Annotated in this window: 18 protein-coding genes; 8 read left to right on the top strand and 10 right to left on the bottom strand. The window is 63.4% G+C overall.

Going from position 1 to position 24,166, the window contains the following annotated elements; genetic code table 11:
- Positions 1-36 precede the first annotated feature (36 nt).
- Positions 37-2,928, top strand: coding sequence for a PSD1 and planctomycete cytochrome C domain-containing protein (locus ACILSQ_RS04225; RefSeq protein WP_395742334.1), 2,892 nt, complete (start codon positions 37-39; stop codon positions 2,926-2,928).
- Positions 2,921-4,345 (top strand): DUF1501 domain-containing protein, encoded by a 1,425-nt coding sequence (locus tag ACILSQ_RS04220; RefSeq protein WP_395742333.1) that lies wholly within the window; start codon positions 2,921-2,923, stop codon positions 4,343-4,345. The genes ACILSQ_RS04225 and ACILSQ_RS04220 overlap by 8 nt, the downstream gene beginning before the upstream one ends.
- A gap of 240 nt (positions 4,346-4,585) precedes the next feature.
- Here the strand turns inward: ACILSQ_RS04220 and ACILSQ_RS04215 are convergent, their stop codons facing one another.
- From ACILSQ_RS04215 to ACILSQ_RS04205, 3 genes are read right to left on the bottom strand one after another with little or no spacing between them, the layout of a single operon-like run.
- A complete protein-coding gene (locus tag ACILSQ_RS04215) occupies positions 4,586-5,980 on the bottom strand; it encodes a sensor histidine kinase (protein WP_395742332.1) in 1,395 nt (464 codons plus the stop codon).
- Complete coding sequence (locus ACILSQ_RS04210; protein WP_395742331.1) at positions 5,977-6,651, bottom strand: response regulator; 675 nt, start codon at positions 6,649-6,651, stop codon at positions 5,977-5,979. Before ACILSQ_RS04210 ends, ACILSQ_RS04215 begins: the two co-directional genes overlap by 4 nt.
- A gap of 38 nt (positions 6,652-6,689) precedes the next feature.
- Positions 6,690-7,319 (bottom strand): SHD1 domain-containing protein, encoded by a 630-nt coding sequence (locus tag ACILSQ_RS04205; protein ID WP_395742330.1) that lies wholly within the window; start codon positions 7,317-7,319, stop codon positions 6,690-6,692.
- A gap of 423 nt (positions 7,320-7,742) precedes the next feature.
- On the opposite strand from ACILSQ_RS04205, the gene ACILSQ_RS04200 reads away from it, so the two are divergent.
- Together ACILSQ_RS04200 and ACILSQ_RS04195 are read left to right on the top strand one after the other, a co-directional pair.
- Positions 7,743-8,723: a DUF3500 domain-containing protein gene (locus tag ACILSQ_RS04200; protein ID WP_395742329.1), complete on the top strand. Its 981-nt coding sequence runs from the start codon at positions 7,743-7,745 to the stop codon at positions 8,721-8,723.
- Positions 8,724-8,756: 33 nt separating this feature from the next.
- On the top strand, positions 8,757-9,626 hold the full coding sequence (locus ACILSQ_RS04195; protein WP_395742328.1) for a hypothetical protein: 870 nt from the start codon (positions 8,757-8,759) through the stop codon (positions 9,624-9,626).
- 12 nt (positions 9,627-9,638) lie between these two features.
- On the opposite strand, the gene ACILSQ_RS04190 is transcribed toward ACILSQ_RS04195, so the two are convergent.
- From ACILSQ_RS04190 to ACILSQ_RS04180, 3 genes are all read right to left on the bottom strand, one after another.
- Positions 9,639-12,125: an ankyrin repeat domain-containing protein gene (locus ACILSQ_RS04190; RefSeq protein ID WP_395742327.1), complete on the bottom strand. Its 2,487-nt coding sequence runs from the start codon at positions 12,123-12,125 to the stop codon at positions 9,639-9,641.
- Between the two features lie 103 nt (positions 12,126-12,228).
- Complete coding sequence (locus ACILSQ_RS04185; protein ID WP_395742326.1) at positions 12,229-13,611, bottom strand: neutral/alkaline non-lysosomal ceramidase N-terminal domain-containing protein; 1,383 nt, start codon at positions 13,609-13,611, stop codon at positions 12,229-12,231.
- A 22-nt stretch (positions 13,612-13,633) separates the two neighbouring features.
- A complete protein-coding gene (locus ACILSQ_RS04180) occupies positions 13,634-15,088 on the bottom strand; it encodes a sulfatase (protein WP_395742325.1) in 1,455 nt (484 codons plus the stop codon).
- Positions 15,089-15,140: 52 nt separating this feature from the next.
- Between ACILSQ_RS04180 and ACILSQ_RS04175 the strand changes: the two genes are divergently transcribed.
- The 4 genes from ACILSQ_RS04175 to ACILSQ_RS04160 all read left to right on the top strand — a co-directional run bounded on the left by ACILSQ_RS04175 (position 15,141) and on the right by ACILSQ_RS04160 (position 17,867).
- Positions 15,141-15,920, top strand: coding sequence for an SDR family NAD(P)-dependent oxidoreductase (locus ACILSQ_RS04175; protein WP_395742324.1), 780 nt, complete (start codon positions 15,141-15,143; stop codon positions 15,918-15,920).
- Between the two features lie 76 nt (positions 15,921-15,996).
- Entirely contained in the window at positions 15,997-16,905 is a 909-nt protein-coding gene (locus tag ACILSQ_RS04170; RefSeq protein ID WP_395742323.1) for a dihydrodipicolinate synthase family protein, read from the top strand.
- A 66-nt stretch (positions 16,906-16,971) separates the two neighbouring features.
- Positions 16,972-17,220, top strand: a complete 249-nt coding sequence (locus tag ACILSQ_RS04165) for a hypothetical protein (protein WP_395742322.1) — start codon at positions 16,972-16,974, stop codon at positions 17,218-17,220.
- Positions 17,187-17,867 carry an endonuclease/exonuclease/phosphatase family protein gene (locus ACILSQ_RS04160; protein ID WP_395742321.1) on the top strand — a complete coding sequence of 227 codons (681 nt, stop codon included), beginning with the start codon at positions 17,187-17,189 and terminating at the stop codon, positions 17,865-17,867. Before ACILSQ_RS04165 ends, ACILSQ_RS04160 begins: the two co-directional genes overlap by 34 nt.
- 227 nt (positions 17,868-18,094) lie before the next feature.
- Here the strand turns inward: ACILSQ_RS04160 and ACILSQ_RS04155 are convergent, their stop codons facing one another.
- The 4 genes from ACILSQ_RS04155 to ACILSQ_RS04140 all read right to left on the bottom strand — a co-directional run bounded on the left by ACILSQ_RS04155 (position 18,095) and on the right by ACILSQ_RS04140 (position 23,952).
- The gene (locus tag ACILSQ_RS04155; RefSeq protein WP_395742320.1) at positions 18,095-21,229 is read right to left on the bottom strand and encodes a PASTA domain-containing protein; all 3,135 of its coding nucleotides are present in this window, start codon (positions 21,227-21,229) and stop codon (positions 18,095-18,097) included.
- A complete protein-coding gene (locus tag ACILSQ_RS04150; RefSeq protein ID WP_395742319.1) occupies positions 21,226-22,062 on the bottom strand; it encodes a tetratricopeptide repeat protein in 837 nt (278 codons plus the stop codon). The genes ACILSQ_RS04155 and ACILSQ_RS04150 overlap by 4 nt, the downstream gene beginning before the upstream one ends.
- A 148-nt stretch (positions 22,063-22,210) precedes the next feature.
- Positions 22,211-23,686 carry a PKD domain-containing protein gene (locus ACILSQ_RS04145; protein WP_395742318.1) on the bottom strand — a complete coding sequence of 492 codons (1,476 nt, stop codon included), beginning with the start codon at positions 23,684-23,686 and terminating at the stop codon, positions 22,211-22,213.
- The gene (locus ACILSQ_RS04140; protein WP_395742317.1) at positions 23,683-23,952 is read right to left on the bottom strand and encodes a hypothetical protein; all 270 of its coding nucleotides are present in this window, start codon (positions 23,950-23,952) and stop codon (positions 23,683-23,685) included. Before ACILSQ_RS04140 ends, ACILSQ_RS04145 begins: the two co-directional genes overlap by 4 nt.
- Positions 23,953-24,166 lie beyond the last annotated feature (214 nt).

Below are 24,166 nucleotides of genomic sequence, written 5' to 3'. Positions count from 1 at the left end.
CCTGCACATTTCATGTCCGCGTGCGTTGATCTCTTCATGCCCCGCCGCATCGCCAAAGCCCTCCTTCTGCTCCTCCCCCTCTCCGCCCATGCGGACCCGGTGAGCTTCAGCCGCGAGGTCATGCCCCTCCTCTCTGACAACTGCCTCTCCTGCCACGGCCAGGACGCCGCCCACCGCAAGGCCGACCTCCGTCTCGATACCGAAGAAGGCGCCCGCGAAGTCTTGAAATCCGGCGACTTCATCGACCGCATCGTCACCACCGACCCCGAGGAGCTCATGCCTCCTCCGAAGTCCCACAAGCCTGCGCTCAAGCCCGACCAGGTGGCCATGCTCAAACGCTGGATCGCCGAAGGCGCGAAGTGGGGCAAGCATTGGTCCCTCGAAAAACCCGTGAAAGCGAAAGTCAAAGGCCACCCCGTGGACTTCTTCGTCAAAGCCCGTCTCGCCAAAGAAGGTCTCACCCTCTCCCCCAAAGCTCCGCCTCACACCCTCCTCCGCCGCCTCTCCTTCGACCTCACCGGCTTGCCACCAACCTCGGAATCGCAGAGCATCGACAGCCTGCTGGCATCTCCCCACTTCGGCGAGCGCATGGCCATGATCTGGCTCGATGCAGCACGCTACTCCGACACCGACGGCTTCCAGTCCGATGCCTCCCGCACCAACTGGCCCTGGCGCGACTACGTGGTTGAGTCCTTCAACGCCAACAAACCTTTCGACCAGTTCACCCTCGAGCAGTTCGCCGGCGATCTCCTTCCCAACGCCACGCCCGAGCAAAAACTCGCCACCTGTTTCCACCGCAACCACATGACCAACGGCGAAGGCGGCCGCGACAAAGAAGAGTCCCGCATCGACTACGTCCTCGACCGCGTCAATACCATGGGCACCGTCTGGCTCGGCCTCACTCTCGGCTGCACCCAGTGCCACTCGCACAAGTTCGACCCCATCTCCCAGCACGACTACTACGCCCTCAATGCCTTCTTCAACAGCATCGACGAAGACGGCGCCGCCGGCTCCAAAGCCACGCCCTACCTCAGCTACCAGTCCCCCCACGCCAAACGCGCCGTCGAGGAATCTCAAAAACTCGTCGATGCCCGCAAGCCCGTCGAAGCCAAAGCAAAAGCCGACGCCGCCAAGCCCTTCGAGCAATGGCTCGCTGAAAAACAGACCGCAGTAAAAAGCGGCTTCCAAGCCTGGCACATCATCCACGGCTCCGTGGAATCTCAGGAAGGCACCAAACTCGCTCAGTCCAAAGACGGCATCGTCATCGCCACTGGCCCCAATCCCAAACAAGACGACTACCGCCTCGTCTCCACCTCCATCAAGCTGCCTCGCCTCACCGGCCTGAAGCTCGAAATCCTCCCGCAAAACGGCGCCCTCTCACGCGGCAAGGACGGCGAGTTCATCCTCACCGACATCAAGGTCCAGGTCCGCCGCAAAGGCAGCTCACAAATCCGCGACATCCTCGTCAAATACGCCGTCGCAGACACCAAGACCGAAGCCAAGGCCCGCGAATACGGCGACGTCAAAGGCACGCTCGATGACGACCCGCGCAACGGCTGGACCACCAAGGGCTTCCCCAAGGACCAGCCCCACACCGCCCTCTACGGCCTCGCCGAACCTCTCGAACTCGAGAGCGACGAAGAGCTCATCTTCGAACTCCGCCAGCGCTCCACCAATGGCGATGCCAACATCGCCGCCTTCCGCGTCTCCGCCACCGACCAGCCCGGCCCAGCCGTCCGCGAGCTCGGCCCCGCCCCTCTCGAGCAACTCGCCGCCGGCAAGACCGAGCGCGACCGTCTCCTCTCCCAGTTCCTCGAAGACCACACCCCCTATCAGCTCGCCAAAGCCTCGCTCGACCGCGCCAACGCGCAGCTCAAGGAGGTCCAGTCCGCCGCCGGCAAACTCAACGTCATGGTGCTCGCCGAGCGCAAAGAACCCCGCGACACCCACGTCCTCGTCCGCGGCGTGTGGGATAAAAAAGGCGATGTCGTCCAACGCGATGTCCCCGCCGCCATCGCCCCCTGGCCCGCAGGCCTCGCGCGTGATCGCATCGGCCTCGCCAAATGGATCACCTCAAAAGAAAATCCCCTCACCGCCCGCGTCTTCGTCAATCAAGTCTGGCAGATGCTCTTCGGTGCCGGACTCGTCCGCACGCCCGATGACTTCGGCCTCCAAGGCCAGCGCCCCACCCACCCCGAACTCCTCGACTGGCTCGCCGTCGATTTCATGGAAAACGGCTGGGATGTGAAAAGGCTCATCAAGCTCATCGTCACCAGCGACACCTACCAGCAGTCCTCAGAACATACCAGTCCCGCCGATCCGCAGAATCTCCTCCTCTCCCGCGGCCCCCGCTTCCGCCTCCCCGCCTGGATGATCCGCGATGCCGCCCTCGCTTCCTCCGGCCTGCTCAATCCCGCCCTCGGCGGCCCGCCCGTCCGCCCGCATCAACCCGAAGGCGTGTGGGAGGAGATCTTCATGGGCCGCTTCACCTACGAGCCCAGCCAGGGCGCCGCCCAGCACCGCCGCACCCTCTATGCCTTCTGGCGTCGCAGCATCGCTCCCACCTTCCTGTTCGACAGCGCCCAGCGCCGTGTCTGCGAAGTCGCCATGACCCGCACCAACACCCCCCTGCAGGCCCTCACCCTCCTCAATGACGAAACCATCGCCGAAGCCTCCCGCTCCCTCGCCAAACGCATGCTCGCCGCCAAAGCCGAAGACCGCCTCCCGCTTCTTTATCAAGCCGTCCTCACCCGCCAGCCCACCGCCAAAGAACTCGCCGTAGTGCAGCGCGAACTCGACCGCGCTCTGGCCCACTACCGCGCCCATCCCGAAGACGCCCGCAAGCTGCAAACCACGCCCGACCTCGCCGCCCACACGCTGGTCGCCACCCTCGTCCTCAACCTCGACGAAGCCATCACCCATGAGTGAATCACCTTCCCTCAACACCACCCGCCGCTACTTCCTCGGCCAATGCACCGGCGTCTCCGTCGGCGCTCTCGCACTTAACTCACTCGCGGAGCAAGAAGTCACCGGCCTGCCCTCCCTGCCGCATTTCGCGCCCAAAGCCAAACGCGTCATCTTCCTCACCCAATCCGGCGGTCCCTCGCAGATCGAGCTCTACGATCACAAGCCCGGCCTCATGCGCCTCGCAGGCACCGAGCTTCCCGAGTCAGTGCGCAACGGCCAGCGCCTCACCACCATGACCTCCGGCCAGAAGCAGCTCATCCTGCCCGGCATCACCAAGTTCAACCGCTGCGGCCAAAGCGGCGCCACCATCAGCGAATGGCTCCCGCATCTCCAGGGCGTCGCCGACGATCTCTGCTTCATCAAATCGATGACCACAGATCAGATCAATCACGCCCCGGCCATGACGCAGTTCCTCACCGGCCATCAGCTCCCCGGCCGCCCCAGCATGGGCTCCTGGATCAGCTACGGCCTCGGCAGCCTGAACCGCAATCTGCCCGACTACCTCGTGCTCATTTCCAAAATGCAGCGCCCCAGCGATCAGCCGCTCTACGACCACTACTGGGGCAGCGGCTTCCTCCCTTCACGCTATCAAGGCGTGAAGCTGCGCAATTCCAAAGACCCCGTGCTCTATCTCACCGATCCCGACGGCCTCCCCCGCCATCTGCGCCGCGGCATGCTCGACGGTCTCGCCGAGCTGAACCAGATGCGCTTTGAGCAAACCCAGGACCCCGAGATCACCACCCGCATCCGCCAGTATGAAATGGCCTACCGCATGCAGGCCAGCGTCCCCGAACTCACCGACCTCAGCGACGAACCCGATCACGTTTTCGAAATGTACGGTCCCGACTCCCGCCGCGCCGGAAGTTATGCCGCCAACTGCATCCTCGCCCGCCGCCTCGCCGAGCGCGGCGTGCGCTTCATCCAGCTTTTCCATCCCGACTGGGACCATCACAGCCGCCTCCCCAGCTGGTGCACCGCCCGCTGCCGCGACACCGACCAGCCCAGCGCCGCCCTCATCAAAGACCTCAAACAACGCGGCCTGCTCGATGACACCCTCGTCCTCTGGGGCGGCGAATTCGGCCGCGGCGTCGCCGGTCAGGGCAAGTGGGACAGCCCCGAAGCCGGACGCGATCACCACCCCCGCTGCTTCACCATGTGGATGGCCGGCGGCGGCATCAAGCCCGGCATCACTCACGGCGCCACCGACGACTTCAGCTACAACGTCGCCGAAAACCCCGTCCACGTCCGCGACCTTCACGCCACCGTCATGCACCAGCTCGGCATCGACCACGAGCGCTTCACCTTCCGCTCCCAGGGCCTCGACTTCAAACTCACCGGCGTCGAACCCGCCCGCGTCGTGAAACCGCTGTTGGCGTAGCCAACTCGTCCTCGTCCTCCTACTCGAACTCGTCCTCGATTCTATTGCGCCTTCCTCGCGGAGAACAAACAAGCTCCAAAAAGCTGCATGTTCGGCTCGTCCTCGTTCTCCTACTCGTTCTCGTCCTCGATCCTTCCGCTCCGCCCTCGCCCCCAATATCCACCAGGGCGACATCTTCCTCGTACTCCTCCTCCCTTTTTCGGTCCGTCCTCGCTCCCCTTCAACACCGTCTCCCTCCCCTCACGCGATCGGCAGCCTCACCGTAAACACGCTCCCCTTCCCCACCTCGCTCCTCACGCGCACGCCGCCCCCGTGCGCCTCCACCAGCGCCTTCACGATCGACAGCCCCAGCCCGCTGCCCCCATGCGCCCGCGAGCGCGCCTTGTCCACGCGATAAAATCTCTCAAACAAATGCGGCAGATGCTCCGCCGCGATTCCCCCGCCCGTGTCGATCACCTCGATCTCGATCCACGGCGGCAGCTTCGACACCCGCACCGTCACACTCTCGCCTCCCGGCGTGTAGCGCAGCGCGTTTTCGATCAGGTTCAGCATCACCCGTTCCAGCGCCAGCCGGTCCCCGTTCACGCTCAGCGGCCCTTCGTTCCCGTCCTCATGCTGCAGCGCGATCCGCCGCTCCGCCGCCAGCGGTTGCAGCCTCGCCACCACTCCGGCGCACAGCTCGCTCACATTCACCAGCTCCCGCTGCGTGATCGCCTCCCCCACATCCACATGCGCCAGCGCCAGCATGTTTTCCGTCAGGCGTGAGAGACGCTCGATCTCCTCCTTGTTGCTCACCAGCACCTCACGGTACTCCTCCGCGCTTCGCGGCTTCCGCAGCGCCACTTCGATCTCCCCGCGCAGAACCGTCAGCGGCGTGCGCAGCTCATGCGAGGCATCGCTCGTAAACCGCTGCTGCGTCGCATGCGCCCCCTCCAGCCGGTCCAGCAGTTGATTGAATGACGCCGCCAGCGCGGCCAGCTCCGCGTCATCCGCCGGCACAAACAGGCGGTGCAGCCCCAGCTCCGCACGGCTCAGCCCACGTGCAGCCTCCTCCAGATTGGAGACCGAGCGCAGCCACTGCCGGCTCAGGTGCCACGCCGCAACGCCTCCCGCCGCGAGCACGCCCATACCACAGCCTACCAGCCACACCAGCAGCCGCCTCTCGCGCGCATGCACCGCATCCAGCGGCATCAGCGCCTGCGCATACAGCGTCACCGGATCTCCCCACAGCTCCCGCCGCGGGTGCGTGGCCGCGCGGTACGCACGCCCGTCCACATGCAGCGTCTCGATCACCGCATTCCCCGCCGGATGCTCCGAGCGCCGCGCCTCGTCGCTCAGCGGAATCGCCGCCGCCAGATTGCTCGACTTGCCCGCAAACCCGCCGTCCGCCCCAAACACCTGCAGCATGAAATGCCGCTCCTGCACCTGCAGCTCCTGCTCGATCCACGGCTCAATGCGCAGCCGGTTCACAGACACCAGCCGCCCCAGCAGCGTCGCCTTGGCCCGCAGAAAATCATCCACGTCATTCGCCATCGCCTCCCGCGCCACCAGCCACCCGATCACGCCAAACATCAGCAGCGCTGCCGCGAGCAGCGCCGTGAAGCTGATCAAAAGTCGTGAGCGCAGGGAGGTCATGGCGTGGTTTGCAGCAGATACCCCGCGCCGCGCACGGTCTGGATCAACGCCGGTGAAAAACCGCGGTCGATCTTCTCACGCAAATGATAAACCGTCACCTCGATGACATTGCTCGGCGTGTTCGGCAGGTCCTCCCACACCGTCTCCGCCAGCTCCGCCCGCGTCACCACATTTCCCGCGCGCCGCAGCAGATGCGCCAGCACCCCAAACTCTTTGGAGGAAAGCGTCACCAGTTTCCCGCCCCTCGTCACCCGCCGCGCGCGCAGGTCCACCTGCACATCCGCCGCATGCAGCAGCGCCGGCTCCTCCGCCATGCCACGCCGCAGCAGCGCCCGCACCCGCGCCAGCAGCTCCGCAAAGGCAAACGGCTTCACCAAATAATCATCCGCTCCCAGGTCCAGCCCCTGCACGCGGTCCGCCACGCCGTCTCGTGCGGTCAGCATCAGCACCCGGCTCGGCACCTTTGCGGCCCGCAGCTCCCGCAGCACGGAGAACCCATCCCGCAGCGGCAGCATCACATCCAGAATGATCAGGTCAAAGCCGCCCTCCCGCGCCCTGCTCAGCCCCGCCTCTCCATCCGCCGCAGTCTCCACCCCAAAGCCCTCCTCCTTCAGCCCGCGCTCGATGAAACGGGCCACCTTGATTTCATCTTCAATGACGAGCAGACGCATGGAGGAATGAAACGCAGCAATGCGCCTCGCGAAACTTTCTATTTCTTCTCCAGCACCATCAAAAACTGCCCCGCCTGCGGATTCGTCTGCATCTGCGTGGGCCTGCTGGAGTTCGGGTTGTCATTGGCCGAGCACCATTTCAGCGTCTTGCTGTCCAGATCAAAGATGCCCTCGTATTTCTTCCCGCGAAACTGCCCTTCCGTCCCCGTCGCATCGATCCGCTTGCCCGAAATCTTGTACGTCCCCGCGCCCATCTCCTGGCCGCCCCGCGGATTGGAGGCCGTGATCTTCTCCTCCGTGATCACCAGCCGGATGTCTCCATGTCTGGAGCCGTCGCTGTCCGCCATGTAGCCGTCCCACGTGCCGATCAGCGCCTTCTTCGCATCCTCCTTGCCACTGCTCTTTTCCTCCGTCTTCGCCGCCGTGGTCGCGGGCTTGGTGGCCGTCTCGGCCTGCTCTTTCACAAACGTCTGGTCCGCCTCGCTCAGGCGCGCCAGCGGCAGTTGCATCGTGCTGCCGTTCGCCGCGCGCACCACCACTGCGTCTCCCTGCACTTTCACAAAGTCCGCCTCCAGCTTCCGCCCCGTCTGCGCCTCCGTCCACGTGCGGGACTGAAGGCTCGAAACAGCGCACAAAACCAGGCTGACGTGAAGCAGGATCGTTTTCATGAAGTGCTTCAACCATGCTCCCGCGCGCTCGTCGCGATAATTAAAATCACTTCATCTTTCCTCGCCATTGAACCTTGCACAATAGACTGACACACTTGTCTCGAAGGCCAGCGGCCTTCCGCATCACAGCGAAGGGTTGCCGAGCCTCGGCGAGGCTACCCTGGTACAGCGGCATTTTCTGGGAAGCAAATCCACCGCACCCTTCGTCCACCGCGCGCTCCAGCAGCGTTTCCCCGCCATTCCGCCACAAGGAGCACCGCGTCGCGCACCGCCCAAAACCGCCGAGAGGTTCTCTCGGGCGTTTTCCGCTCCTATCAGTCAGTTATGCAGGCCTCAATAGATTCACCGCAAAGAAGCCGCCGCACCGCCTTGCGGCTCAAAACAAACCTTTCCATTCCCCTCCGCTTTTGATACAACGCCGCCATGAACACGCTCCCCACGCCACCCTCCATCAGCCGCCGTGACTTGCTCACCCGCGGCACCCAGGCCGCCGCCGCAGGCCTGCTGGGCTCCGCCTTCGGCATGAGCCCCACCAGCTCCGAAACCCTCGTGCAGCAGCTCTACGGCAGCATGGACGAAACCCAGCGCAAAACCCTCTGCTTCCCCTGGAGCGATCCCCGCCGCCTCAAGGTGGACAACAACTGGCACATCACCCCGCAGAAAATCCGCGACGTCCTCAAGGCTGACCAGCAGGATCTCGTGCGCCAGATCTTCGACCGCCTTCACAGCTACGAATACAAATCCGAGGTCTGGCGCCAGTTTGACCAGGACAACAAGGGAGACGGCGGCTTTGGCAGCGCCTCCATCGCCCTCTTCGGCGAGCCCGGCACCAGCCAGTTCGAATTCGTCCTCACCGGCCGCCACTGCACCCGCCGCTGCGATGGCGACAGCGAAAAAGGCGCGGCCTTCGGCGGCCCCATCTTCTACGGCCACGCCGCCCAGGGCTTCAATGAAAAGCCCGACCACCCCGGCAACGCCTACTGGTACCAGGCCAAGCGCGCCAACGAAGTCTTCCAGGCCCTCGATGGCAAGCAGCGCGACCTCGCCCTCCGCGACGAGTCCCGCGACGAAGACGGCAGCGACACCGTCAAGCTCTCCGGCAAAACCAAGGGCCTCGAAGGCATCCCCGTCTCCGCACTCAGCGCCGACCAGAAAGACCTCGTCAAAAAAGTCATCGCCGACCTCCTCAAACCCTTCCGCCAGGCCGACCGCGAAGAGTCCATGAAGTACATCGAGGCCGGCGGCTTCGACAACCTCCACATGGCCTTCTTCAAAAACCAGGACGTCGGCAAAGACGGCGTCTGGGACGTCTGGCAGATCGAAGGCCCCCACATGGTCTGGTTCTTCCGCGGCGACCCCCACGTCCACTGCTGGGCCCACATCCGCGCGCCGAAGGAGGCGTGATTGCCGCACGGCGTTCCTTCAGCTCGTTGCGCCATGTTCACCAGACCCGCCATCGTCCTCACCTGTCTGCTCTCCATTCAGGGGATCACACAGGCGCACATGAATCCTCATGGCGATGTCAGCCCCGGCGTGGAGGTGGAAAACGGTAACTTTTCCATCGACTTCATCACACGAGTGGAAGGCGAGATTCTGAACTGGAACATGGTCTTTTCCCCTGAGGGGAAGCTGCTGCTCCCGCGGCACCGCGTTTACATCAAACGTCCGCAGCAGCCTGCACCTGCCGAGGTGGTCAAAGTGGAAACCAGCGACGAACCAGGCTCAAGCAGGAGCCGCTTTGTACTGACGCGAATCCTTGGAGGACAAAAGACCGAGCAACCTCTGCCGCTTGATCCGGTGAAGTTCGCCTCCGTTGCAGAGTCGTCATCCACCGCCCAGTGGACGGGATTCACCTGGACCAGCTTCGGTTTCGATCCGTTCGAGGACGCCGAACGGGCAAATAAGCCCTATGCGGTGCACCTGATGTTTTCCACCGCCGCCTTGCAAGGCTTTGCTCCCGGCAAAACGGTGCTGCTCGGCGAACCGGCCACCATCTATGACTTCCCGACTGCCTCTCCTCCGGTGTGGGCCGCCCGCCGCTGGTGGGTGGCCTGGGTGCGCCAGGCGGAGACGGCGGCGGAGCGCAAAGACCCTTTGCGCAGGTGGGAGACCATCCTGACCAGCATCGATCCGGTAAGCGGCAAGGTGGAGCATAAACACGTGACTGGCCTCAGCCACTGGAACACCAACGTCTCCATGAAGACGACCGGCGGCTGGCTCTGCATCGCATGGAATGCCACCATCGATGGCAGTTATCCTGGGGTGGCAAAGATCGTCACTGCCTTCGAAAAACTGCCGCAGGAATAAAGGCACCGTGCTTCAGGGAAAAGTTTGTCCCGCGCTCTGGGCCAGTTCAGCCGGTGTGCGACCGCCGCCGTCTTTCGCCTCACGGCTGGCTCCTTTGCTGAGCAGCAGCGCGGTGATGTCAGACACCCCGCGGCGAGCCGCCTCATGCAGTGCGGTGCCTCCGCCGCCATTCCGGGCTTCGAGCGCGGCACCGTGGTCCAGCATGAGCCTGACCAGTTCGATTTTCCCCGTGGCCACGGCACTGGACAGCACTTGCCGCCCCTGCTGGTCATGCCCTGCGGCTCTGGCACCATGCCGCAGCAGATATTCAGCCACCTCACGATGGCCCTTGGCCATGGCAAGGCAGAGCGGCGTAAACAGCACTTTTTTGCCGGCATAGCTGCTCCACGTGCCCTCCCCGTAAAACCTCTCAGCACTCGCATTCACATCGGCGCCTCCCTCCTCCACCAGCAGCTTCACCATGGCCAGGTCGCCTGCGTCTGCGGCGAAATGCAGCGCCGCGTTGATGTTCTCTTTCCACTCCACGCGCCGGGCAGAGATCTTCTCCAGCAGAAAATTCAGCATCCTGGCACTGTGCCGTTCAGCAGCGGCCTGGATCAGATTTTTATACGAGGGCCCGCCCACAAATGGATCGCGCTCTTCAATTTCCACTGGAGTCAGTACAGCACCCAGATTCAGCAGTTGCTGGACGAGGGCCAGCTCATTGCTGCACACCGCCAGCTCCAGCGCCGTTCTGTCATGCTCTTTGCCGTCCGGTTTCCATCCTGCCTCCAGCGCCAGACGCAGGGCCAGCACGCTTCCGCCCTTGCCGGACCGCTCGGCCTTCTCCGCCCAGTTCAGATACAAGTCCTCCATCATCGCTGCGCGCCCAAAATCATCCTGCTGTTTCAGCATCCAGCGCGCCACCTCATCCTGGCCCGCCAGCAGCGCCACCCTCAGGCAGGACTGCCGGTTCACCGTCCTGGCAGAAAGGGCCGCTCCGTGTTTCACCAGCCACTCCACCATCGGCAGGCGGCCCAGCGCGATGGCGAGGTGAAGAGGCTGCAGGCCGCCACGCTCCTGCGTCAGGATGGCGGGCTGCGCTTCGACGAGTCTTTGGAGCTCCTTCATGCGACCGGCCGCAATCGCATTGAAAATGTCGTCTTTGCCCTCTGGCGCAGCGGCGCCCACCGACCCATCACTCAAGCCGGATGAGACAGGGCCTTCCGCCCTGCCCGAAAAAGCAGCCAGCTCCTCGGCCGTCAGCCCCTGCTTGTTTTTGCGGGTGGCATCTGCACCCGCGCTGAGGAGCGTCTGCTTCATGGCAGTGTTGCCGCTCATTCCAGCCAGCATCAGTGCAGTGCGCCCTTCATCATCCAGAGCGTTCACGTCCACTCCGGCTTTAAGCAGCAGCCTTGCTACCTCCGCATTGTTGATCAGCACGGCCCAGGAAAGCAGCGGAAGGCCATCCACACGCATGGCACCCGGGGCGGCAGTCTGTCGCAGCAGATGCGCCGTGATATCCGCCACGTGCTCCTGTGGCGTGGCATGATCCAGCGTGGCCTGGGCCATTTCCTTGAGCGAGGCGGCGGCATGCTCTGCAGTCGCGCCTTCTTCCAGCAGCAGGGACATTTCCGCCCATGATTCGGCCCCGGCCGCGAAATCCACCGCATTGCGCCCCTTCTGATCTTTCGCTTTTAAATCAGCTCCCGCTTTGAGCAGTGTTTGCATCAGCTCGACCGCACCACCTGCATCATTCGCCACCTGCATCAGCGCCGTCATGCCTTCGCGGTCTTTCAGGTTCACGTCCGCACCTTTCTCGATGAGCCAGGCCATCACCTCCTCCGTGCTGGCTTCAAACAACGGACTGCGCCCATTCCGGTCCAGCGCATTGACGGAGATCCCCAGTGTCAGCAGGCGACTCCACAGGGCCGTCCGCACCTGGGGCTTGTCCTCCGGGCCAAGGGATGTCCACTCAGCCGCTTCGTGCAGCAGCGTGCGGCCGTTTTCATCGGTCGTGGTGGGATCCAGGCCCGCTTTGATCAAGTGCTCCACAATGTCCGGATGGCAGCTCCTGACGGCACACACCAGGGCGGGCCGCGTGGCTTTGCCTCCTGCCCTTTCCAACCGCTTCACGATCGCCAGCCCGGTGCCTGCCGCTGCCACCGTGGCCTCCTCATCATAAGCGTGCACATCCGCCCCCAAGGACAGCAGCAGGTCGATCATGCTCAGGGTCTTTGCCTCTGAATAGGAAACCGGCACGCCCCTGGCCGCCACCGCCAATGCCGAGCCCTCCGGATCACTCAACGGCGCTCCATGCGCCACCAGCAGCCGCACCAGGTCTTCATGCCCCATGGAAATGGCCCGGTTGAGGGGCAGCTCTTGATACCCTTCAGAGACCAGCTTGGCGCTGGCTCCCTCGGAAAGCAGCTTCTTCACCTCCTCCAAAGTACCGTCATAGCATGCCCGGTGCAGCTCGTCTTGAAGCCATTGCTGCCTGTCCTCTCCCAGGACACTCATGCCACACCACCCGAGAAGCATGACTGCTAGGCATGATCGCGGAAGGCTCATGCCTGATCATAGAGCAGGACCCTTCGTGACGGGAAGCACAAATTCCCGCATCTTATTTCGCCGCTTTGGCTTCTCCCAGCAGCCGCAGCGCCACCTCCACCAGCTTTTCCCCGCTGCCCGCCTCATTGCGCGCACTCACCACCTCATAATTCCCCTGCGGATACGCCTCGCGATTCGGCACATAGCCAATGCTTCCATTCGCCAGCTCTGCGATCAGCGTGGTCTTAAACGGCGAGGCCTTCTTCAGCGCCAGCCCCAGCTCCACAAAAATCTCTCCCGGCAGCGCCACAATCGCGACATCATCACTCAGCGCGATCACCTGCACCTCCGCCAGCAGCGGGATGTTTTTCTCCTGCTTCTCCACCGTCTCCAAAATGCACACCGTCTCCGCCATCGGCACAGTACCAAAATTCTTCGTGAACATGTTCGCCGCCATGTCCTTCGCCTTGGCGATCTGCTCGGGGGTGTAGCTGCGGCGCTGCAGCGTCACCTGCTCCGAGCGCACCCGCGGCGCATACGCGGCCGTGGGCTGCAGCTTCGCCCACGCTGCATCAGCGGCATCCGCCAGGGCCGTGCCCAGCTCCAGCGTGGTGCGGCGCTTGCCCGTGAGGTAGTCGCCGTGGTTGATGTTGCCGCAGGTGCCGTTGGCAAACACCGAAATCATGCCCAGGCCGTGGCGCTCGGTGACGAGCTTCGTGAACACCCCCGGGTAATCCGCCGAAATCTTCGTCCCTCCGCCCACCGATGTGGGATGCATGGCAAAATTCAGGAACGAAGCCAGTGGCGCCGCATCCGCTCCCATGCCATGAAATGCCACCACGCCCACATCCGGATCGATCGGCCCCGCCGGCTTGTCCGTCGCGGGATTGAGCTCCTTCGGCTGCCAGATCGCTTCCTTCACCCCCTCACGCAGCACGCGCCGGTTGAAGCTGATGCCCTCCGCTTTCCCCACCGCCACCGAAGCCTTCGCCGGCGTCAGCTTCGCCTGCGCCTCCTTCACCGACTGCGCGATCAGTCCCGGCAGCATGCTGATGTAGGACACCCCGGCCGGCGAGTTCACCTTCGTGATGTCATCCATCAGCGACCCTCGCGGCTGCTGCGGTCCCGAATGCGTGTGCGTGCCGGAAATCATCACATGATCTCCCGGGATGCCGCACTGCTCCTGAACAGCCTTTCGCGCATCCGCCACCAGGGGCCTCACCGTTCCCGAGAGATCCAGCACCACAATGGCTGCCTGCACACCATCCTTTTCAAACACCAGCGTCTTCGCATACAGCGGATCCAGCACCCCCTCCGAGCCGCGAAACTTGTAGTACCCTCCCAGCGGCGTCCCGTTCTTCGGCGTGATGTCCACCTGCGCCGCGCCCACACGAAAGTCGCTGGCATAAGATGACGAAACAAGAAGCAGGCTGAAGGCGAGAAGGCGTTGGATCATCCCATTCATACGCCCCTCCGCCTCACTTCTTGGCCCAATCCGGCGTACCGAACCACGCGTCCATCTCCTTCGCGAACGGCGCCACAACTTCCGGCGCTTCGGGAACCCCTCCAAGATCCCCCGTCTCCACCATCCACGTGTCCAGCGCCGCACGAAGCCGCAGCAGCGCCTCCCGGTGCTCGGGCTTCGTCGAATCAGCCAGGTTCCTGATTTCGTCCCGGTCCGCCTGCGTGTCATAGAGCTCCTCACACGGCCCGCTGCGCTGCATCAGCTCCAGCGGCGGCCCTGTCAGCTCTCCCTTCGCCTGCATCGCCCGCATCAGCGGCAGGATCGGAAAACACTTCTCCTTATAGCGATTCAACGACGCAAACGTCGGCCCCTTCGTGAAGGTGCGGATGTAGTGAAACCGCGCATCATGCACCGAGCGGATGCGCTGCACAGTCTCATCGATGCGGTCCCGCGCCGAAAACGCATAAGCACGTGGTGCCTCCGCATGCGGCCCCAGCATCACCCGCCCCTGCATCAGCGGCGGCTTCGCGATCCCCGCGAAATCCAGCGTCGTCGCCGTCACATCAATCAGGCTCACGATCTGCCCATTCACACTCCCCGCTTCGCAACCCTGCGGCGCCGGAAAGTTTTTCGGCCACTTGATGATCAAAGGCACCCTCAACCCGCTGTCATAGCACCAGTGAATGCCACGCGGCTCCAGCCGCCCGTTGTCAGCAAAGAAGACAATGAGGGTGTCATCCTCCAGCCCGTCCTTGCGCAGTTGCTCCAGCACCCAGCCAATTCGCACATCCATGCCGGACACCGAATTCAAATAGCGTGCCCATTCCTCCCGAACCAGCGGCACATCCGGGTAGTATGGCGGCGGCGTCACCTTCTCCGGCGTCGCATGCTTCACATGCTCGCGCTCGCCCACCCATTCCACCCGCTCCTTGTTCTTGCTCTGCCGGTCATAGATGTCGTACTCGACCTCATGCGAATTGATCTGCGCAAAAAACGGCTGCTTCGTTTTCAGCGCACTCCAGTCATCGCTTTGATAAATCGGCCCCTCGTTCACAAAGTTCAGATCCAGCTTTCCCGTCCCCACCGCCTTGTCCCCGATCATCTTAATGTTCGCCGTCAGATAACCCGCCTCCTGCAGCCGGTGCGTCATCGGCCTCACCCCCGCCGGCAGTTTGAAATCATCCTCGCGATGCGAGCGCATGTGCTGCGTACCCGTCGTCGTCTGATACATCCCCAGCATGAAGGCGCTGCGGCTCGGCGCACACGCCGGATTCGTCGAAAACACATTCGTGAACCGCACCCCCTCCCGCACCAGCCGGTCCAGATTCGGCGTGTGCACATGCTTCGCCCCGTAGCAGCCAAGATCATGCGAAAGGTTTTCCCCCACCAGCCACAAGATGTTTGGTTGCTTCGCCTGCACACTGGCGGCCAGTCCCAAAAACAGCGTCGAAAGAAGGAATCGCGTCATGCCTGGAGGAAACGCCTGAAAGAGTCGTTTCACTCCGCCGATTCCTTCTTCCATGCCAGTCCTCGATCTCTTCCATCTCACCGGCCGCCGCGCCCTCATCACCGGCGGTTCACGCGGCCTCGGCCTGGAAATGGCCCGCGCTCTGGGCGAAGCCGGCGCCGAACTCATCATCACCGGCTCAAACGAAGAACACCTGCAAAACGCCTGTGCCACCCTCCGCGCCGAAGGTCTGCACATCACCTCCATTCAATCCGATCTCTCCCAGCCTTCGGAAGCCGAACGCCTCTGCGACACCCTCCTGCGCGATCACCCGCCCATCGACATCCTCATCAACAACGTCGGCGGCCGCCGCATCAACACCCCCACCGAAGACCTCGCGCTCGAAGACTGGCAACGCATCCTCGACCTCAATCTCACCCAGGCTTTCATCCTCACCAAACGCATCGGCGGCGCCATGATCCCGCGCCAGTGGGGTCGCATCATCAACATTTCCTCCATCAATGCCTTCTGGCCAGGCAAGGCGATGCGCGGTCGCAGCTACGAGACCTCCAAAGGCGCCCTGACCATGTTCACCAAAGCCCTCGCCGCAGATTGGGCCGCGCACGGCATCACCGTCAACGCCATCGCCCCCGGCCCCTTCCTCACCGATGCCAACAAACGCTGGATCGGCGAGCGCCCCGAGTTTGAAGGCGAAGTCGCCACCAGCATCCCCATGGGCCGCTGGGGCCGCCCCGCCGAGATCGGCCCCCTCGCCCTCTACCTCGCCAGCGACGCCAGCAGCTACATGACCGGCAGCGTCCTCATCCTCGACGGCGGCAAGCTCCTCTGGTGACCAACCGCCACCGCAGTTTGACTCCGGCTCATCCTTCTAAAATCAAAAATCGATTGCTCATCAATCGTCAATCCTCATGCCTCCCCCTTCCCCGCTCCAAGGCGTCCTCCCCGTCTTCCAAACTCCCTGGCTCGAAGACGAAACCCTCGACCTCGATACCCTCGAACGCGAGATCTCCTGGCTCTACGACTGCGGTGCGCACGGCATCGTCATGGCGATGGTCTCCGAAACCCTCCGCCTCGACAGCGAGGAGCGCGAGCAACTCGCCGCCGCCGCATGCCAGTTCGGTAAAGCACGCGGCCCCGTCATCATCAGCGTCGGCGCCGAGTCCTCCAAGACCGCCGAACGTTATGCAAAGCACGCCGAAAGCATCGGCGCAGCCGCCGTCATGGCCATCCCGCCCGTCTCCATCGGCATCGGCGAAAGCGAACTGCTCGCCTACTACACCCGCATCATCAAAGCCATCCGCATTCCCGTCATCGTGCAGGATGCCAGCGGCTACGTCGGCAAGCCCATGCCCATCGCCATGCAGGCAAAACTGCTCGACGAATTCGGCCCCGAGCGTGTGCAGTACAAACCCGAAGCCTCCCCCATCGGCCCCAAGCTCTCCGAGCTCCGCGATGCCACCCAGGGCCGCGCCCGCGTCTTCGAAGGCACCGGCGGCATCGCCCTCGTCGATTCCTTCAAGCGCGGCGTCGTCGGCACCATGCCCGGCGCGGATCTCATTCGCGGCCTCGTCCCCCTCTGGAACGCCCTCACCTCAGGCGACACCGAAAAAGCCGACCGCATCCACGGCCCCCTCTCCGCCCTCATCTCCATGCAGACCAGCCTCGATGGCTTCCTCGCGGTGGAAAAACACCTCCTCGTCCGCCAGGGCATCTTCAAAAACACCCTCATCCGCGGTCCCGTCGGCTTCAAACTCGACGAAGAAACCAAACGCGAAGTGGACCGCCAGTTCGACCGCATGATCGCAGCCGTACAGTAGCCATCTCGCTCCGTCGAGATGAGCTCAGCGCCCTCACACCCGCTTTCCGCGCCCAAATCTCGCACCATGAAGCGCCTCCTCAAACGCCTCATCCTCACCCTCCTCATCTCTGCCCTCCTGATCGCCGTCGCGATGACCTGGAATGTCTGGCACACCCCCATACCAGAACCCACCACATTCAACAAAGTCACGCCTCCGCAGACCTTCCAGCCACTGCGCCTCCGCGTCGTCACCTGGAATCTCTGGGGCATCCTCTGGTTCACCCCCCGCGCGCCGAGCGCATGCAGGTCATCGCGCAGCAGGTCGTCAAAATGAACCCCGACATCGCCGGCTTTCAGGAAGTCTTCGTCCAGGCCGACCGCGACCTCCTCACCACCACCCTGCGTGAGGCCGGCCTGCCCCACTCGCGCTACTTTCCCAGCGGCCTCGTCGGCAGCGGCCTGCTCCTCGTCAGCCGCTACCCCATCGAGTCAGACGGCTTCATCCGCTACGCCGAAAACGGCCGCCCCGAAGCCGTGCATCATGGCGACTGGTGGGCCGGCAAAGGCCTCTCCCTCTCCACCCTCCGGCTTCCGGACAACTCCCTCCTCTATGTCGCCAACACCCACATGCACGCCCGCTACCGCGAAGGCTTGTACCGCGCCACCCAGCTCGCCCAGGCCCGTCAGTTGATCCCCTGGGCCCAGCGCGTCAAGGGAACCAGCGCCCCCGCCCTCTGGCTCGGCGACTGGAACAACAAACCCGACAACGACATCCTCACCCCCCTCATCACCGCCGGCGGCTGGAACCTCCTCACCGCAGACAAAACCGCCATCGACCACATCTTCGGCAGCGGCGATCCCTGGCAGTGGCACGTCCTCACGCACGGCAAAGTCACAGGCATGCTCGACCCCGCCGCCAAGATACCCTGGAGCGACCACGCCGCCCGCTGGATCGAGGTCGAATTGCAAAAGCACCCCTGACCGATGCGCCAGCGTCTTGTACTGAGGTGGCACAGAACCGTTCCCCTCTCCCCGCCGAGGACGGCACTCCTCGACGGTTGCCTTCGGGGAGAGGCCGGGTGAGGGGCCATCCCATGCTGGCAGCCTTTTCGGATACCACTTCATAGCATGATTCGCCAATTCACTCCCAGCGCTCTTCGTCATCCGTCATTCCCACCTTCCAACAACCGTCAACTCCCCTCCCCCGCTCAGTCATCATTCGGAAACCGGTCGTTCACCAACGCCTTGCTCTCCTTCAGAATCCGCGCCGACTCCCCCGAAAAATCCACCCCTGCCGCCGGCTCCGTGCGTGTGAAGACGATCAAGAACACCTTCCGGTGAATGATCATGGACACATGGCTGCTCATCGTGCCTTTGGGGGTGGAGGTATGCAGCGTCCCGATCGCCTTGTCCGCCGCGACCTGCCGTCCCTGGGAGGAGATCGAGTTGCCCGCCATGCTGATGTCCTGCACCGTGAAAAAGCCGTCCCGCTGCTGCTGCGCCACCATCGCCTTTGCATCCGCCTCATCCGTGTATTTACGGATGTACCATCCCACGCTCTTCGTGCCAAACCCCGAGCCGGCCACGGTGGAAAAGGAAATCTCCGACCTCTCGCCGGCGGAGGGTTTTTTCTGGTTGGGCGGCAGCGATTTGTCACCACTGCTCACCTTCGCCTCCGCAAAGCGCTCGTCCACCCGGGCGCCATCGCCATCCTGAAAGCCCGGTGCGGTCTTGTAATACAGGCACTCCACCTCGTCGTCATACCACAGGTACTGCCCCGGCTTCGTCTTCTGCTCATACACCTTCAGCCGCTCCGGCTCCGTCTTCGCCATCAGCTCGCCCTCATGCACCTTCGGCTTGAAGCCGTCTGAAGTGATCGCCGCCTCCGCCTCGTCCTTCTTCAGCTCCTTGTAGTCCCCCACCATGATGCCCGCATAGTAGGTGAAGCTCACCTCGCTCCCCTCCGCCACCTCCGTGTCCTTCTTCGGAGACTGCTCATACACCTCCTGCTTCTTCGCGGTTCTCGGCGGCTTCTCTTTCCCCGCGGTCGCCTTGAAGGTGAACTTCAGCTCCGCCAGCTTCTTTTCCGCGTCAGCCCTCGCCATCTTCGTCACATCTGGCACCTTGAGGCTCTTCTCGGTCGCCTTGCCGTTGCTGTACACAAACGTGATGGTCTCATTGGGGTCCACCTGCTTCCCTGCCTCCGGCTCCTGGCCAAAGACCACCATCACCTTCACATTCTCAGGCTTCTTATTGACGATGGCGGCCTGTGGATTGAGCCCCGCCTTCGCGAGTGCGCGCCCTGCGGAGATGGGATCCTGGCCCACGACGGAGGGCACTGTTATCATGGATGCCTCCCGCTCCTTGATGACGGCCTCCACCTTCGGCGGGTCCACCATGTGCACAATCTTGTTCTGCATCGCGCGTGCCAGCGGGTCTTTGTCGCCAAACTGCTTCACCGTGGCGTCCGTCAGCTTCGCCATGGCCAGCCTTGCGTTGTTGTAGCGGTCGGCCATTTCGGCGAATTTCTTGCGAAACTCAGGGTCCTTCACATCCCCTCTCAGCATGAATTCATCCAGGTCCCGGGAGATCCCCTGAAACACCTTGTTGTCTTCCATCAGCTTCCCCTGAGCCCACGCCCGGAAGACCTCGTCCTGCCCCACCTGCATCACCTCCTCCTCCGTCACGCTGTTCGCTGAGCGGGCGATGGAGTTGATCATGAGCACCTCTCCCAGGCCCCGCAGCGTCGCGTTCGCCCAACTCGCCAGGTAGTTGGGGTCGCGCCCCTCCTGCGCCGCACGCGCTTCTTCATCGGCCATCTCCTCCTCGGCGATCTGCGATCCCAGCGTCCAGCCAGACAGCTCCTTCCCATAACGGCCAAAGCCGCTCAGCGTGGCGCTCGTCTCACTGCGTCCTTCCTTGTCCGCCTTCGCCAGCTCTTCTTCACCGATCTGCTTCCCACGTTCGATCCCCCGGATCATCCCGGGAATCATCGACGCCTCCAGGATGGCGTTGCCTGCAGCCCTGAGCCTGCTGGGGTCCTGGCCCGCCATCGCGGCGCGCTTGCCTTCCTCCGCCGCGCTGTCAAAGGCCGTCGAGGCAATCCACAGCCCCGTCAGCGCATTGCCCGCCTGGCGTTTGCCGATGGACAGCGCGCTCTCCGCCGGTGCCTCCGCAGTCGGGGGAGGCGCCAGTTTTTGGATTTGCTCCCGCGCCTGCTCCAGGGTCAGTGCTCCATTGTCCACCTGCTCCAGGATTTTCATCATCTGCCGGCTCTGCAGCCGGTTCAGCACGTTCTCGGTGAAAACGTCAGGAGCCGGAGCCCCCCGGCTGCCGGGGTCTCTCAGCACCTGCGCCGATTCGACGAGCTGCGCCGTCTTGCGGATGAAGGTCTCCGGCGTTTCCCCCATGGCCTGCAGCTGTTCACGCACCTGCTCCGGCGTCAGTTTGCCGGAGTCCATTTGCTTCATCATCTCCTGCCCCCTCTGGATAAACTCCGGCACCTTGCCGCCCTGGGCCTCCACCCGCGGCTGCACCTGCTTTTCAAACTGCTTGGTGGACTGCCGGATTTCCTCGATGTCACGTCCCACCGCGTCCCCAATCTTGCCTTCCTTGCGCAGGTCTGTCGCCAGATTGCGCGCCTCATTGCTTTTGTATTCAATGACCTCGCTCATCTGTACTGGATCACGCAGCCGCGCATCCTTGGGACCCGCGATGATCGCTCCCCCCTCCTTCGGGCCTCCGCCATACGCCTCCCGGTACTGGTAGTCCGTCACCGCCAGCGACTGCTGCTCGGCGTAATGATTGGCTGCATTGCGGTACTCCGCTCGCGCGGCGGCGTCACCGCCCGGCGGTGGCTTGTTCCCGGTGGCCACTTCATAGTACGCCTCATGCGCGATCGGCTGGGAAATCCGCGTGGGCACATCCCGGCCGTCGATGCGTACCGTCATGTCCCAGTCCTGCCCCACCTTGATCTTTTCACCGGGCTTGGTCGGATTGGTGGCCTCAAAAAAACTCACTCGCTCCGGAGACACGCCTCTCTCCGCCAGCCGCGTTTTGATCAGCTCCCTCGTCTGCTGCTGCACGGCGCCGATGTCCGCATTCAGCCCCTTCTTGAAGCCTTCGGTCGCAGACGCATTCACACGGCGGATGGCCAGCGGATCCTCCTGGAGGCGCATCGTGGCCTCCCGCAACGCCGCCGGATCTCCCGATGTCTTGGCGATCTGATATTTCAAAATCCTGTCCTTCGCCTGGTTCAGCGCGAGCTGGAAATCATCTGCCATCACCGTCGCAGTCACGAGCACCAGTACGCCTGTCAGCAGAGGATGGCGCTTCCTTTTCATGGCTTGCCTCCTTTCTCCTTTTCATAGCGCTGCTTCAGCATCTTCACATATTCGCTCAGATGTGAGGACGGTTTCTCCTTCTGCTCCACCTCCGTCAGCAGCTTCAGCGCCTCATCCCGGCTCCCTCCCGCCTTTTCTAAAATCGCCTGCACCACGCCATACATCGTCCCGCCCTCCGCCGCCATGATCTTGCAGAATGCGGCGCCGCGCTTGTACTCGCCCGCGTCCGCGCACGCAGCCGCATACAGCGGCACCAGCTCCTGCGCTTCTTTTTCCGGCATCTGATAGAGGCAAAACTCGAGTTCACGCGCTGCCTCCTTCGCATCTCCCAGCATCAGGCTGGCCGCCGCCAGTTTCTTCCGCGCACTCACCCTCTTCGGATTGAGAAACACCGCGTTGTCGTACGCATTCGCCGCATCACGCGCTGAAGTCAGCTCTCCCGAAAGATTATACAGGTCCCCCAGCCGCTCCCACCGCGCCGCCTGCGCCTCGTCCAGCTTCAGCGAGGCCCGCGCATAGCTGATCGCTCCCTCGATGTCATGCGTGCCAAACTTCTGCGCCACCTCCCAGCGCAGATCTGCAAAAGCCTTGTCCAGTTGCGCCGGCGTCATGTCCTTCGGCGGCGTGATCAGCCAGCTCTGCTCTTTTTCCAGCAACACCGCCACCTCCTTCGCCACCGCAGGCGGCAGCTCTTTCGGCAGGTACAGGCCCTCTTCAGCCGCTGCCCCTCCGGGTGCTGGCGCCGCTACCGCCGTCCCTTGAGCCATCGTCGCCTTTTTATCACCACACCCGCTCACCGCGACCACCAGCCCCCCCGCGATAAAAATCCCCATCACAGACAAAGCATGCCTGCGCGGCCGTCGCCATTGGATGACACATGCGGGTGCCATGCCGAAAGTTTTATTCCGGCTCCGCCCTAGGAGTCAATACTCTTTTACCGCCGCTAAACGCGGCCCCATTCGCCCGTGGTCCGGAAAAAGATCACTCCTCAATCCGCACCCACAGGTGCCCCAGCGCCTTCTCCCCGCGCGCGTTCACGTGCTCCACGCTCACGATGTAGTCACCCGCCTTGGCGAAGCTGTGGGTGGTCACGGCGTATCCCTCTTTGGCCAGCGCCTTCGCGTTGCCGTCGGACTTCACCGTCACGGCGGCTGACCCATCGCCAAAGTTCCAGGTCTCGCCGCCCGCATCGCGGAAGGTGCGCACCTTGAAGGTGATCTCCTGCCCGGGCTTGAGGTTCATCGTGGGGGAAAAGCTCGGGTGAATCGCCGGCGGGATATTGATGAGGTCATCGCCGATCACCTGCACAATCGCAAAATCATAGCTGGTGTGGCCGGCATCATCCGTGATCTTCAGGATCTCGCTGGTGCTGCCGGGCTTCGTGTACGCATGCTCAAACTTCGCGGTGTTCTTTTTGGTGCCGTCTGACAGCGTCCACTCATAGCTGGCGATCTTGCCGGAGGCGGCCCACGACTTGGAGCCATCCAGCGTGATGCTCTCGCCCACGCGGATGAAATGATGCGGCCGCGCCACGGCGATCACCTGCGGCTTCTGCTCGCGCACGTAGCTCTCCCACGCAAAGGCGTAGGCCTCCTGCGTGCCCCACTTGCCGGAGGGCTGGCGGCTCTTGATGCCAAAGTGCAGGTGCGACCACCCGCCGCTGGCACCTTCCTTGCCCAGCAGGCCCATGCGCTGCCCCATCTTCACCCGCATGCCCGGCTGGATGGCGTCATCAATGCTGTGGAAATGACTGTAGCGGTAGTACCACCCGCGCCCATCCAGCACATACACCACATCATAGCGCGGGCGTACCGGCGTGAGCGAGTAACCTTCCAGCGTCTTGTCGCGTGCGCTCACCACCAGGCCATCCGTGGCGGCCACCACCTCCACAAGTCCTTCGCAGCCGCCGAAGTCGAGATCGTTGTGATAATAAATCTTCTTCCGGTCCGGCTTGTCGCCGCCGTCCACATAAGTCGGCTCGTTGGAAAACTGCGTGCTCGTGGCAAACCACCGCTGCTTCAGCGGATACACAAACGTGCCCGGCTCGATCCACGGCGCGCCGGCGGGCCAGAGCCGCAGGCGTGCATCCGCCTCCAGTCCCCAGGAGTCCTCACCGCTTTTGGCATTGTAACCGCGCGTGATGGGGCAGTCGATCTGCACACCACCAACCGTTTGCGGCAGGTGATAGGTGGCGCTCGTGAGCCAGGCCTGCGCGCCATTCACCACCACCTTCACGCGGGCCTCTCGCACCGCCTTGGCCATCGTGTCCGTCTTCTCCTGCAGCTCCAGCAGCTTCACCTGGGCCGTACTGCCGTCCGCGAGTTTGACCTCGGCCGCCTCGCCGATGCGGAGATCCACCGCGCGCAGGGTGGGCTGCAGCGTGGGCTCCGGCAGTGCGGCGTGCAACTGACAGACGGCAGCAAAACTCAGCGCGAGACTGTTGAGGGATGTTTTCATGGAAGATGGCAGTTCAACGAATCTCGCGCGCCAGATCCTGCAGCCAAGCCTCGTTGCGGTCGGCGGTGGCGGCGCGGAGGGCCTTCACGGTGGCAGGCTCCACGGGCGCCACCCGTGTGCTCCCACTCGAGGCGCAGGTAGGTGAGCACGGCGGAGATCTGCTCGTCCGGCAGGGAGCCAAAGGCGAGCATGTCGAGGTAATACGTCTTCCCTTTGGCCGAAAGCGGGCCGGCGAGGCCGTGCAAAACGATGCGCACGAGGCGCATCAAAGAGCCATCAGCCAGATCCGCAAAACCCTCAGACTCCTGAAGGCACCGCCCACCAGCCGCATCGTGGAGATCGCTGACACTGGAGCCATGGAGCACCCGCTCACCGCGCCAACCGCTCCCTGCAGCCGGGCAGCACAGCGGTGCTCGATGCTCACAGCTGAAATGAAATGCTGCAATTCGAGACCTCTCCTGACGTTGACAATTCTTGTCA

The organism is Prosthecobacter sp. (assembly GCF_044227185.1).
Classification (GTDB): Bacteria; Verrucomicrobiota; Verrucomicrobiia; order Verrucomicrobiales; family Verrucomicrobiaceae; genus Prosthecobacter.
The sequence above is the reverse complement of the archived record's forward strand: the minus strand, read 5'-3'. Positions and strand labels throughout refer to the sequence as shown.